Raw genomic sequence first — 12,696 nt, forward strand, 5'->3', positions numbered from 1 at the left:
AACTGTTCGGGTAAATGGGGAAAAATTTGCTAATATTGCCGCGGGTGCGAGTCTGTCTCCTGTTTTTCATCTTCCCATAGGCAAATTATCCTGGCTACTAAACAAGAATTTTCCAGGTTTTTGGCTGAGACTGAACGGCGCGCCTACAAGCAGGCTTTGTTCGCCGTACGAGATGAACATCTTGCGCTGGATATTGTTCAGGATTCAATGGCCAAGCTCGTGCAGAAGTACGCAGGCAAGCCGTTAGAAGAATTGCCCCTCCTGTTTCAACGTATTCTGCAAAATACCATACGGGATTTTTACAGGCGGCAGAAAACACGCTCCTTATGGACCACTTTGTTTTCATCATTCATTCCCCGCAATCGGGAAACGGAAAATGAAGACTACGATCCACTGGAAACACTGGAAACTTTGCAGCCGGGTGCGTCGTCTAATTTTGCAGACCCGCGTATACAATTAGAACAATCGCAATTGATGGATACGATCGAGAAGGCTATTGAAACCCTTCCGCCGCGTCAACGGGAAGCTTTTCTCCTGCGTTACTGGGAAGGGATGGATGTTTCGGAAACAGCAAAGATTATGGAGTGTTCGGAAGGAAGCGTGAAGACTCACTGTTCGCGGGCGGCCCATACTCTTGGCAGGATATTGAAAAAAGATGGAATTGAGCTATGAGAGAATCTGACGTAGGGAGGAAGGTAGCGCATTTGCTGGATGACCGTCTGGATCATATCAAGCAAGGCACCCTGAACCGCCTTGAATCTGCGCGTAGAGCCTCCCTTGAGAATTACCATGTAGTCGAGGCAATGGTTGATGCTGGCCAGGGCGCTTCCGCGCGGACCGGTTCCGATTTGCATTCCGGAACCAGAAAACTGCTATCGGCCATAGCGCTGGTATTTGCCCTGGCGAGTGTCGTCTATTGGCAGGCTCTTCAGCAAGGCGACGAAAATGAGGAAATTGACATCATGCTGCTCGTCGATGACCTGCCAATAGATGCTTATCTCGACGACGAGTTTGATGCATGGCTAGATCCGCACTAGTAGCGGCGTTTTGCTTATGCCTGTCACTATCCACTTTAGCTGAATCCAGCCAGCCTTCATGGGAGAAGTTGAAGCCTCAGCAGCGGGAAGTCCTGGCTCCGCTTGCGCAAGAGTGGGACAATATGGACCCGGTTAAAAAGAAGAAATGGCTGGGAATCGCCGAACGCTACCCCGGAATGACGCCTTCCGAGCAACACCGCACCCAGTTGCGGATGCGTGATTGGTACTCGCTCACCCCCGAGCAGCGCGAATTGGTGCGAGAGAAGTATAAGACGATAAAAAAAATGCCGCCGGACAAGCGTCATGAAATAAAACGGAAGTGGCGTGAATATGAGCAAAATTCCGGGGGTCGGAGAGAACAATAAGGCGCCTCCCGGCCTTCCTGTTTTTTTGCCGTTTCTATCAGCAGGGCATTATAAAAAAGACGAAAGCGCTCCTGAATGAGCCCTTACAAATGATGAAAGCCTTCGCACCGGGGTTGTGGCGGCGGCTGCTGAGCATGATTTATGAATTCCTGATTCTGGTTGCGGTTCTGTTTATCGCCAGCTTTGTGTTTCATCTGGTATTCCGGGACACTGGTTCTCTTTTTTTCCGGCCTGCGTTTCAGCTTTATCTCCTGGTGGTCGCAGGTATTTATTTCACCTGGTTTTGGACACACGGCGGGCAAACACTGCCCATGCAAACCTGGAAACTCAGGGTGATCAGGGCGGATGGAGGACAACTCTTCCTGAAACAGGCGCTGGCGCGTTACTTATTCGCAGTAATCGGCTTTTTTTTCTTTGGCTGTGGAATACTGTGGGCGTTGTTCGACCGTGACGGCCTATTCCTGCATGACCGGCTGGCGGGTACCAGGATCGTTAGAATCGGGAATGAGGCGAAGTAGAATCGGGTTTTTGTACTGGCTGGAGGTGAAGCGGCGGTTCGGCGGTCCGGTGTACGCACTTGTCCGCGGTTTTGCGATCGCAGGACGAACTTCCAATCAGCCAGTTCCTCCTACCGTTAATCCATCTATGCGTAGCGTTGGCTGGCCCACCCCGACCGGTACGCTTTGACCTTCTTTACCACAGGTGCCAACGCCCGGATCGAGCGACATATCGTTGCCTATCATCGAAACTCGGGTAAGCACATCCGGGCCATTGCCAATCAGGGTCGCGCCTTTTACCGGATAAGCGATTTTCCCGTTTTCGATCATATATGCTTCCGCAGCGGAGAACACGAATTTCCCGCTGGTGATATCTACCTGGCCTCCGCCAAAATTCACCGCATATAAACCATGCTTCACGGAAGCAATGATCTCATCGGGGCTTTTATCGCCGTTCAGCATATAGGTGTTGGTCATGCGCGGCATAGGGATATGCGCAAACGATTCGCGGCGCGCGTTACCCGTGACCGGCACATTCATCAGCCGTGCGTTCAGGCTGTCCTGCAGATAGCCTTTTAGTATCCCGTTTTCGATCAACACAGTGCATTGCGTAGGATTTCCTTCGTCATCGATATTAAGTGATCCGCGCCGCCGTGCCATGGTGCCGTCGTCCACCACGGTCACACCCGTTGCGGCCACCCGTTCCCCAATGCGCCCGGCAAATGCGGAACTCCCCTTGCGGTTGAAGTCCCCCTCCAGGCCGTGGCCGATGGCCTCATGCAACAGTATTCCCGGCCAACCGGCGCCAAGCACTACCGTCATCGTCCCCGCTGGCGCCGGTTTGGCGCCCAGATTGACAATAGCCTGATGCACCGCTTTCGCGGCATAATCGCGCAGCACATCGTCAGTGAAATAAGCATAATCGAAGCGTCCTCCGCCACCGGCCACCCCTTGCTCGCGATTGCCGTTTTCCTCGGCGATGACTTGCACAGAGAGCCGCACAAGAGGCCGTACATCCGCCGCGACGAGACCGTCGCTGCGCGCTACCAGCACCACTTCGTATTCTCCGGCGAGAGACGCCATCACCTGGATAACACGTTTGTCCAGGGCGCGGGCATAACCCTCGAGCTTTTCCAGCAAGGCCACTTTGTCAGTATCTTTAAGGCTGGCGATAGGATCCTGGGGAAGATAAAGTTCGCGCCCTTTACTGCGTCTGACCGCTTGCACCGATTGCCCTGCGCCGTGACTGGCAATGGCCCGGGTAGCTTGAGCGGCCGAGGCAAGGGCGGGCATGCTGATGTCGTCCGAATAGGCAAACGCCGTCTTGTCCCCGCTGACCGCGCGGACGCCTACACCCTGATCGATATTAAAGCTGCCAGATTTGACGATGCCTTCTTCCAGAGCCCAGCCTTCAGCGCGGCTATACTGAAAATAGAGATCAGCATAATCGACGCGGTGTGTGAGCATCTGACCGAATACCTTCTGCAGTCCGGCTGTATCTATCTCGTGGGGTGCGAGCAGGCAGCTGTTGGCGGTGGCGAAAAGATCGCCGGGTTGGATGAGAGGTTCTGTAATCATGATGTCCGGTAGACAGAAAAAAAGGCGATAGATTCAACAATGATGCAAGGTACGGTGATTCAGCGCGGGCAAACTATTGCGCAAGCTGGCCTGATATTCGCGATTGACATCCGCGATCACGACGCCTGACCCCCGCGGAAGGCGATCAAGGACGACGCCCCATGGGTCGACAATCATGCTGTCGCCATGGGTTTCACGCCCGTTGATATGGTAGCCCCCTTGAGCGGGCGCAACCACATACGCGAGGTTTTCTATGGCGCGGGCACGAATGAGGGTTTCCCAATGAGCTCTCCCCGTAGTTGCGGTGAAAGCCGCGGGAGCGAAAATGATATCCACTTGTCCCATGGAACGGTAGAGCTCGGGAAACCGCAAATCATAACAAATGGAAAGACCGATACGGCCAAACGGAGAGTCCAGGGCTACGACGCCGCAACCTGCTTCGATCGTTTCTTCCTCGGCATAGCGTTCGTTCCCGAGCTCCAGGCCGAATAAATGTATTTTATCGTAGCGTGCAACCTGCTGTCCTTTGTCATCATACACGAGGCAGCTATTCCTGACCTTGTCCGGACTGGAAGACTCCAGAGGCACAGAACCTCCTACCAGCCATATGCCCAGCCGTTTGGCGATACTGCTCAGGAACTGCTGTATGGGCCCGCTGTTGATCCGCTCGCGAGCCGCTACCCTATCCGCGTCTTTCATGCCCATAAGGCAAAAATACTCGGGCAGGGCGGCCAGCTTCGCCCCTTGCGAAGCAGCGATGGCAAGCAGACGGGTAGCTTCTTCCAGATTGCCATTTACATTAGGGCCAGCCGACATTTGAATGGCGGCGACACGAAAAGAACCCTCCCTTGCTTCTCCGGGTGCAGGCGGGCTACATGTTGTTGAGCTATTGGACATATTTTAATGATTTGGGCACGGCTGACGCGGCAATAAGGCGTCAAGCGCCAAAAAATGAGCATGAAGGATGAATCGCCCCTCGGGAAACAGAGTAACTTAAAACAATGTCAAAATAAACCCTTGAGGCCGGTCACCATGATCATCCGGCATATTTTTTGCCTTCCATGAGCGGCCGTCAGCCGCTCGCTGCAAAATTTGGAACGTCCTGCGCCGCTTTCATTATGCTTCCGCCTTCAAGAACTTCGAAATTTTTCTTCATCTATGTGACTGGTGGTCATTGACATCATGCCGTCCGTTCGATTGAACGCCGCTGCTGCGCGGTATTTTAGTTACGACCGGATCGGACCAGGTGCCGGTAATATCGTATTCGTTGGATGTAGCCGGGGTTTGCATTGCCGTGCTTGCAATCACGGTTGCCATACCGACAACGGGAGTGGCCAATCCAAATGACGGAGTTACCTTGATATGCAGTTTCTGGGTTTCCGCTTCCAGATTCATCTCCCCGTCCATGACAACCTTTGCAGAAGGCCCTTCGATCCGAAGGTCATCGGTAAACGCCACGCCACGGGTAATTTTCACGTCCCCGGAAATATCGTCAAACCCGAATCCCTCACTGAATACATCGTGGAAATCCAGAGCGATTCTTCGTGGTAGTGATCGGAGGTTGAAAATACCGAACAGCCTGCCAATTCCTGGCTCAAATCGGGGAAATTGCCCTCGTCTGGCGTTCAGCTTGAAGTTTCCGGACAGGGTGGAGTAATCTATTGACTCGGGGTTGCCCTGCCAGGACAATGCGCCCTCAACCGTGCCGCTTCCACGCGTTACGCGGTCTTCATGGCCGAGGCGCGTCAGAAACTTGCCGATGTCGGTCGCTTTCAGGGTGAGATCTGCATGGACGCGAGGCGACGCGGTCCGATTTTGCCATATCCCGTGGATTACTATCGAACTGTCTGGATTGGTTATCTGCAGCTTCTCAATGCCCCAGTTCCGCCCTTCCTGGCCCGCCAGCAATTCCAGCTTGCCCAACTGCGCCTCGCCAATGACAAAGCTATCCGCTGTTATATCAAGTGCAGGCAAGTCGTTCCCTCGTCGCCGCCCTTGTGTTGGCAAACCCGGATCGGAACCGGGAGAGGCGGTGGGAATGACCAATCTATTCAATCTCGCCACAACCTTGCCATTGCCGGACGGATTCCAGCTGATACCACCATTGATCTCCTTGCTTGCGACAGTTGAATACCATAGGTCGTCCTCCCTGTCGGCGTTCAGCTTGACGTCATTAAGTCGCCTGCCCAGAAAGTCGAGCGCGCCTATTTTCAGGTTGATTTCCCTGAGAGGGGAGGCTGACCCCGGTTGATTATTGAACTGCTTCAGCAAATGATGCCACCGGTCCAGGTTCAATACGGGGAGCAAGCCGCTTACCAACACGCCGGTCGTGTCGGGTAAAACGACAGACATGGTATTGCCGAAATTCGCATGTCCCCGCTCTACGTGATACTTGCCGGAATTATCCTGCACCCGTTTGATTTTTGCCGTAACCACGTCGCCGTAACTCAGGATAAATTCTTCACGATTTGGCCCTGCCGCTTTTCTTTCTAAACGCAGCGGCGCGGCATCTATGGCATCCTTCGAAAAAGGTTCAGGTAAATCCGAAGTGATGCCCAGCAACGGCGATTCAATGGATAAATCCATCAACGCATGGCGCATCCGGATTTCAGCCCGCCAATCCGTGCTGCCGTGCAGATAAGATGTCCATAGCTGCGCCGATCGGGTGATCCTGCCCTGTGAGGGCTGGTATAAATTGTCAAGGTTGACCTTGCCTACGGCGGACAAATGCCTGCTCCCGTCCGTCATCTGGGCAGCGTTGATGACAACCGGCCCCCCGAGGAGCCGAGCGCCGATATTTTCTATTGATATTCCCGCGTCGCCAAAAGTCAGTACCCCATTGATGTTTTCCAGATCAGGCACATTCGCACCGGCATCAATCCGATTATCGATGAGCTCGTAGTTTCCCGCTATTTTGATCGCCAAGGGGTGATGCAGCGGAATATCCAGCTTGAGCAGTAATTTCCCGTTTCCAGTAATGTCGATATTCTCGGCAAGTCTGTTGTCATTGTTGTCAGCCGTGCTGGCGACAGCGAATTCCAGGAAATTTCGGGTAGGACCGCTGGCTTCAATCTCGCTGCTGAGCGTTGCATCGGACGCGGCCATATCCGCAATGCTCAGCTTCGCATTGCTTACGTAGGTGCCGAAGATACCAGCCTGCGAAGCATCGAATTCCATCCGGCTGCCGCGAATCTGCAGATTTCCCGATATATCCTCTATTCGTGGCCATCCCGGAATATGATCCAGGGTTATGCCGAAGGCTTTCGCATTCAGCCTGAAAATGCCATTTTTATCGTGGTCGAAGGGAAATTGCGCCAGATCGCCCTTGAGATGAAGCCCGGCATCGAGAGATCCTTCCTCAACTATGGATTCATGAAGCCAGTCAGGAGAGCCACGGCTTGTCTCTGTTGGAATGTAGCGCATCAAATAGCGCGCGTCGGCACGCGTTAGATGGGCTGTGAGGTCAATAATGCCCGGCCCCTCTGCTCCCGTTCGATAGCTTCCGTAAGCGAGTCCGGCCATTTGCGGGTTGGAAAAAGCGATATTGGCGAACTTGAATGCAATGGAATCCGCCATGGAGTGTTGACCGGTCACTACTTCCCAACTCGCGTGACCGGTAAAGATATCCAAGGCGAGCGGTTCACCGAACACGTCGGGCAGTTCCAGTATGGTGTTTTGAGAGTTTAGATTCAGCGTACCGCCGCGCTGGGTAACATCGATATTGCCGGTAATGCCGCGGAATGCCGGCAGGTCACCGGATTTCTTAAAGCCCAGATTGGTGAAACTGCCCTTTGCACTAAAATGTAGAGGTTTGGGCAACTCACCGCTCCATTGTGCCCGCATTGAATGAATTTCTCCGCGGGGCGAGATCCGGCCGAGTTGCTCGCGCAGTGATGTGCTCAGCGGCAAGTATCTGATCAGGCGCCCTAGAACCTCCAATTTTGAATTGTCGATTATCAGTTTTCCGCTACCGGATTGCTCGCCATGGGCAGGAATCAACTGCAGCAAGAAATTTACGGGCGGCAGTTCCCGTTTCTGTTTCCCGGGAACAGAGGTTCTCAGTTTTTGTGCGAAAAATTCATCGCCTTCTGTCTCTCCGGCGTTTATTTTTTTCCATCCAACTCTACCTTGCAAACGGCCAAGGTTCAGTTCGGGTAAATCCGGCGCCAACTGTGTTTCTACATTGTGTAAACTGACATCCGCCGTCAATTTGGTCATGTCCGCCCCGTCAATTGCGCTCCATAGACGTAGTGCGCCCATGCCGCGATTCAGCTTGATTTCAGGGGGAAAGGGAAGCCAGACATGCCAGGCGGCGATATCGGCATGATCTATTTGCATGAACAGGCGGCCTCGCCATGCGTCGGAATTATTCAAAGACTCGCCAGTAAAATCCCCGCGCAGATCAAGCCTTGCGGCAAGCTCTGCAGGAGGGATGGCGTGCATGCCGAACCGGTGACGGCTGCCACGATTCTCAAGGCGCAGGTTGACCAGCAGTTCCAGTTCCGCCGCGCCGCGCTGGTCATCCTGCCACAGGATACTGGCGTTATTGATCGTGACTCGCCGCTGATTCAACAGCCAATCGGAAAAGCCATGGTCCGTTCCGGTCAGTTCTTTGCTGAGCGCGAATCCAGCTACGTGGATCCCGCCTCCGGTGTCGCGGCGCACGATGAGGTCGGGTTGCTCGATCGCGATTTCGCGAAAGATCAATTTGCCGTGTAATATTGAACGCCATGAAACGGTCCCTTCCAGGCGGTGTAACAGCAAGGTGATGTCGCCTTCGGCGTCATGCACCTTTACAACGCTCAGCATCATGTGAGGGCGCAATCCGTCCCAATCTGCGCTGATCTCACCTATGGTTATGTACTGCCCGGAAGCTTCGCTAATGGCGGAAGCGATGCTTTCCCGATACTGCTCGATGTCGGGTAATACCCAGTAGCGTAGTGATAACAGCAGCAGTGAAAGACAGGCGGCAACAACGATCAGGACCCAGGTCAGCAACCGGAACATGAGGCCGCCCCGGCGGGCAAGAGGCGAAAATGCTGGTAAGTTCAATAAATATTTCCGGTTGATATACCTGGAGCGCTGCCCCTTTACAAAGTGTTCAGAGCCTTGTTCCAGGGTGCAAGCCCAACGATAAAACGCTTAGATATAGCCACGGCTTGTTTGTTCAATTCACATAGGCGGACGCAGGTCAACCGGATGCCATCTTTGCCGGTTTATTGTAACCCGAATTTTCAGCCATGCATCGTGATCATCCGTCTCCTGAAATAATCGAAGCGATTCTGCCGTTCAGCCGTTATATGCAGCGTCTGGCGGAGAGCGAGCCCGAATTGATGGGAGAGTTGGGGCAAACCTTGGAACGCCCTTTTGGCCGGAAAGAGATGCAGGCATTCCTGAATGCGGACCCGGGTGCCGGAAATGACGAGGCAGGCATGAATGGCCTGTTGCGTGGCTTGCGTAAACGGGTAATGCTGCGCCTCGCAACGCGGGATCTGGGCGGACTGGCAAGTTTTGCCGAGGTGGTGACCACCATGACTGATATGGCGGAACTGGCTATCGGCTTCGCACTCGAACGCCAGCAGCGCTGGCTGGCTGATCCCGGCCGTTATGGCCAGCCCAGGAGTATCAAAGGCGCGGTTCAGGAAATGCTGGTAGTTGCCATGGGAAAGCTGGGCGGTAGCGAGCTCAACGTATCGTCGGATGTCGATTTGATTTTTGTCTATCCGGAGGATGGGGAAACCAACGGATACAGGTCTCTTTCCAACCATGATTTTTTTATGCGTCTCGGACGGAAGCTGATCGCCAGCCTCAGCAACGTGACGCCTGACGGGTATGTGTTTCGCACGGATATGCGGTTGCGGCCGTATGGCGAGAGCGGACCGTTGGCGATGAGCTTCGGCATGCTTGAAGAGTATTTCATTACTCAGGGGCGTGAATGGGAGCGTTATGCCTGGATCAAAAGCCGGGTAATAGCCGGGCCTGATGCAGAAAGGCTGGTTCTTATGGAGCAGATCGCGCAACCCTTTGTATTCAGGAAATACCTGGATTTTGGCGCATATGAATCCTTGCGAAGTCTGCACGGGCAGATACGGCAGGGGGTTAATCGCCGGGAAATGCACGGAGACATCAAGCTCGGACCAGGGGGCATTCGCGAAATTGAGTTCATTGCCCAGTTGTTTCAACTGGTCAGAGGCGGGCGGGACGCCAGTTTACGCCTCCGTTCCACGCTTGCCGTATTAAAGCGGCTGCGGGAAAAAAAACTCGTGTCAGTTAAAGCCGCAGCAGAACTTTCTGATGCTTATTGTTTTCTGCGCAAACTCGAACACCGCTTGCAGTATCTGGACGACCAGCAAACGCAAACCCTGCCGGAAAATACAGCGGACCAGTCATTGATCGCTGCTTCCATGGGTTTCGCTTCCTATGATGAGTTTCTGCTCAGGCTCGATATCCATCGCCGCAATGTAACCGGTCACTTCGAGAAAATATTTGCGGCCCCGCGGAAAACACACGCTTTGAGCAGACTTTCTGGATTGTGGCAGGATAGGGATAGCGGGGACAACAAGAACAATAAGGAGGAGGAAGGGATCGAAGCCGGGGCGGCCGCGCAACTGGCAACAATGGGATTTTCCTCTCCGGGGAAAATTCTTTCGCGGCTGCAGGAATTTCGTGGTGGCATACGCTACCGACAATTGCCGGAATCCAGCAAAAAGCGGGTCGATGCGCTTGTGCCAGCCGTGATTGAGGCTGCTGCGAGGTTTAGGTCCGCGGACCTCACACTGGAGCGTTTACTGCAGTTGCTGGAAAGCGTAAGCCGTCGCGCAGCATATCTGGCGCTGTTGCGGGAATATCCGAGGGCGCTGGAACGGGTGGCCAGGCTGGTCAGCGCGAGTCAATGGGCGGGCGATTATCTGAGCCGCCACCCGATATTGCTGGACGAGTTGCTTAGTCCCGCCGATTTTCAAAGCCCACCTGACTGGTCCCGCTCCAGAGCAAGATTAATTCAGCAATTGGAAGACGCCGGCAGTTCGGGAGGCAATGACATTGAGGAACAAATGGATGTACTGCGGCATTTTCACCATGCGCAGGTATTTCAATTGCTGGCGAGGGATGTGGAAGGTTTGCTGCCGCTGGAAACTTTGAGTGATCACTTGACCGAGCTGGCAGATCTGATACTCGACACGGTGTTGCGTCTGGCCTGGTCGGGATTGCGAAGGAAGCATCGGGATGAACCCGCTTTCGCCATCATCGGCTACGGCAAGCTGGGTGGGAAAGAGCTGGGTTATGCATCGGATCTCGACATCATTTTTCTTTATGATGATGCCCATCCCGACGCACCCGAAATATACGCCAGGCTGAGCCAGCGCATCAACGCCTGGCTTACCAGTTATACATCGGCGGGATTGCTGTATGAGACCGATTTGCGCTTGCGCCCGAATGGCAGCAGTGGCTTGTTGGTGAGTTCCATCCCCGCTTTTGATCAGTATCAGCGGAGGCAGGCCTGGGTTTGGGAGCATCAGGCACTGACGCGAGCCCGGTTTGTGGCCGGAAATATTCACGTGGGAGAAGCTTTCGAGCGCATTCGCAAGGAAGTTCTTTGCCAACAGCGCGAACCGTCAGTGCTGAAGCGCGAAGTGTTGGCGATGCGGCAGAAGATATTCGAAGCCCATCCGAACGACAGCGGATTATTCGACGTCAAGCACGATCGCGGCGGCATAATCGATGTCGAATTCATAGTGCAATATCTGATCCTCAGCCATGCTTTCAAGTACCTGGACTTGACCAACAATATAGGTAATATCGGGCTGCTGAAACTTGCGGGAAAACTGGAGCTTATCGACGCGGATAACGCCGAGCGCGCCCTTAATGCCTACCGGGAATTCCGGCGCTTGCAGCATCAGCTAAGATTGAGTGGTGATTCAGGGCTGACGGGGACATCTTCGGCTGATAGCAGGTCACAAAAATTTGCCCGGATTGAAGCTGATCAGGTGACAAGTGAAACCGCGGCAGTGTTGCGCTTATGGGATGAAGTCTTTGACTCATCCCATTTTTAGCTGCGTTTTTTGACCGTAAACACAGCTATATTTCAGTAGGGCGGCCGTGAAGGCGATTAAACACGCACATTCATTGGTAATGTGCTCATACGGACTATTTTCCGTTCCGGACCTGGGATGACTGTTGATCAAATATGGCAATCCCGGGCGTTCGTTACATTGCAAGAGCGGGATGGCGCCGCCTCTCATTTTCCACCGAAAAATGCGTTAGAATATGCAAATCTAAATTCTCTCCGGAGTCCTCTCAATGTCAATGGCTGACCGCGACGGCGTAATCTGGAGCGATGGAAAAATAATCCCGTGGCGCAACGCAACCACGCATGTGCTTACCCACACTCTTCATTATGGCCTGGGAGTATTCGAGGGCCTGAGGGCCTATCAGACACCCCGGGGGCCTGCCATTTTTCGACTGCGGGAACATACTGATCGATTATTCAATTCCGCGCATATTTTCATGATGAAAATACCCTATGACAGGGCCACCCTGATGCAGGCGCAATGCGATATGGTGAGGCATAACAGGCTGGAGTCGTGTTATATCCGTCCCATTGTTTTTTATGGCTCGGAAGCCATGGGTATTTCAGCGAAAACGCTTTCTGTGCATGTGGCTATCGCCGCCTGGCCGTGGGGCGCGTATTTGGGCACCGAGGGATTGGTAAACGGCATCCGTGTCAAAACATCTTCATTTTCGCGACACCATGTCAACGTCAACATGTGCCGCGCCAAGTCAGTCACCACTTATGCGAACTCGATACTGGCTCATCAGGAAGTCGCCAATGACGGCTATGATGAAGCGCTGCTGCTGGACGTGGACGGGTATGTGGCCGAGGGAGCTGGCGAAAACATATTCATCATCAAGCGCGGGAAGCTCTACACACCTGACATGACCTCCTGCCTGGAAGGCATCACGCGTGCTTCCATCATAGAATTTGCTGGGGAGATCGGAATCCCGGTTATAGAGAAGCGGATCACACGCGATGAAGTTTATTGTGCTGATGAGGCTTTTTTTACCGGTACCGCAGCGGAAATTACGCCGATTCGCGAACTTGATAACCGCAGGATAGGCGAGGGGAAGTGCGGACCGATCACCGCCAGGTTACAAGCCATGTTTTTCGACTGTGTCAGCGGCAAGGACGGGAATCACGCCGACTGGCTCACTTATGTCTGA

9 protein-coding genes are annotated in these 12,696 nt (G+C 53.7%); 6 read left to right on the top strand and 3 right to left on the bottom strand.

Features of this window, described 5'->3' with window-relative positions; all coding sequences use genetic code 11:
• Nucleotides 1-90: 90 nt before the first annotated feature.
• The 4 genes from BMZ14_RS01080 to BMZ14_RS01095 all read left to right on the top strand — a co-directional run bounded on the left by BMZ14_RS01080 (nt 91) and on the right by BMZ14_RS01095 (nt 1,920).
• Complete coding sequence (locus tag BMZ14_RS01080; RefSeq protein WP_074793739.1) at nt 91-672, top strand: RNA polymerase sigma factor; 582 nt, start codon at nt 91-93, stop codon at nt 670-672.
• Entirely contained in the window at nt 669-1,037 is a 369-nt protein-coding gene (locus BMZ14_RS01085) for a DUF3619 family protein (protein WP_074793741.1), read from the top strand. The genes BMZ14_RS01080 and BMZ14_RS01085 overlap by 4 nt, the downstream gene beginning before the upstream one ends.
• Nucleotides 1,019-1,402, top strand: a complete 384-nt coding sequence (locus tag BMZ14_RS01090; protein ID WP_074793743.1) for a DUF3106 domain-containing protein — start codon at nt 1,019-1,021, stop codon at nt 1,400-1,402. The genes BMZ14_RS01085 and BMZ14_RS01090 overlap by 19 nt, the downstream gene beginning before the upstream one ends.
• A 92-nt stretch (nt 1,403-1,494) precedes the next feature.
• On the top strand, nt 1,495-1,920 hold the full coding sequence (locus tag BMZ14_RS01095; protein WP_074795407.1) for an RDD family protein: 426 nt from the start codon (nt 1,495-1,497) through the stop codon (nt 1,918-1,920).
• A 96-nt stretch (nt 1,921-2,016) separates the two neighbouring features.
• Here BMZ14_RS01095 and tldD read toward each other — a convergent pair whose 3' ends face one another.
• The 3 genes from tldD to BMZ14_RS01110 all read right to left on the bottom strand — a co-directional run bounded on the left by tldD (nt 2,017) and on the right by BMZ14_RS01110 (nt 8,529).
• Nucleotides 2,017-3,477 carry a metalloprotease TldD gene (tldD, locus tag BMZ14_RS01100; protein ID WP_074793745.1) on the bottom strand — a complete coding sequence of 487 codons (1,461 nt, stop codon included), beginning with the start codon at nt 3,475-3,477 and terminating at the stop codon, nt 2,017-2,019.
• 33 nt (nt 3,478-3,510) lie between these two features.
• On the bottom strand, nt 3,511-4,374 hold the full coding sequence (locus tag BMZ14_RS01105) for a carbon-nitrogen hydrolase family protein (RefSeq protein WP_074793747.1): 864 nt from the start codon (nt 4,372-4,374) through the stop codon (nt 3,511-3,513).
• 255 nt (nt 4,375-4,629) lie between these two features.
• Complete coding sequence (locus BMZ14_RS01110) at nt 4,630-8,529, bottom strand: YhdP family protein (RefSeq protein ID WP_256208288.1); 3,900 nt, start codon at nt 8,527-8,529, stop codon at nt 4,630-4,632.
• A 188-nt stretch (nt 8,530-8,717) separates the two neighbouring features.
• On the opposite strand from BMZ14_RS01110, the gene glnE reads away from it, so the two are divergent.
• Nucleotides 8,718-11,528, top strand: a complete 2,811-nt coding sequence (gene glnE / locus BMZ14_RS01115) for a bifunctional [glutamate--ammonia ligase]-adenylyl-L-tyrosine phosphorylase/[glutamate--ammonia-ligase] adenylyltransferase (protein WP_074793749.1) — start codon at nt 8,718-8,720, stop codon at nt 11,526-11,528.
• A 247-nt stretch (nt 11,529-11,775) separates the two neighbouring features.
• On the top strand, nt 11,776-12,696 hold the full coding sequence (locus BMZ14_RS01120) for a branched-chain amino acid transaminase (protein ID WP_074793751.1): 921 nt from the start codon (nt 11,776-11,778) through the stop codon (nt 12,694-12,696).

Origin of the sequence: Nitrosospira briensis (genome assembly GCF_900115125.1) — a bacterium.
In the GTDB taxonomy this organism is placed as follows: Bacteria; Pseudomonadota; Gammaproteobacteria; order Burkholderiales; family Nitrosomonadaceae; genus Nitrosospira; species Nitrosospira briensis_A.

Excerpts from the sequence above, each read along its gene's own strand:
- BMZ14_RS01085 (WP_074793741.1), top strand. The coding sequence starts at position 669 with ATGAGAGAATCTGACGTAGGGAGGAAGGTAGCGCATTTGCTGGATGAC.
- BMZ14_RS01090 (WP_074793743.1), top strand. The coding sequence starts at position 1,019 with ATGGCTAGATCCGCACTAGTAGCGGCGTTTTGCTTATGCCTGTCACTA.
- BMZ14_RS01095 (WP_074795407.1), top strand. The coding sequence starts at position 1,495 with ATGAAAGCCTTCGCACCGGGGTTGTGGCGGCGGCTGCTGAGCATGATT.
- tldD (WP_074793745.1), bottom strand. The coding sequence starts at position 3,477 with ATGATTACAGAACCTCTCATCCAACCCGGCGATCTTTTCGCCACCGCC.
- BMZ14_RS01105 (WP_074793747.1), bottom strand. The coding sequence starts at position 4,374 with ATGTCCAATAGCTCAACAACATGTAGCCCGCCTGCACCCGGAGAAGCA.
- glnE (WP_074793749.1), top strand. The coding sequence starts at position 8,718 with ATGCATCGTGATCATCCGTCTCCTGAAATAATCGAAGCGATTCTGCCG.
- BMZ14_RS01120 (WP_074793751.1), top strand. The coding sequence starts at position 11,776 with ATGTCAATGGCTGACCGCGACGGCGTAATCTGGAGCGATGGAAAAATA.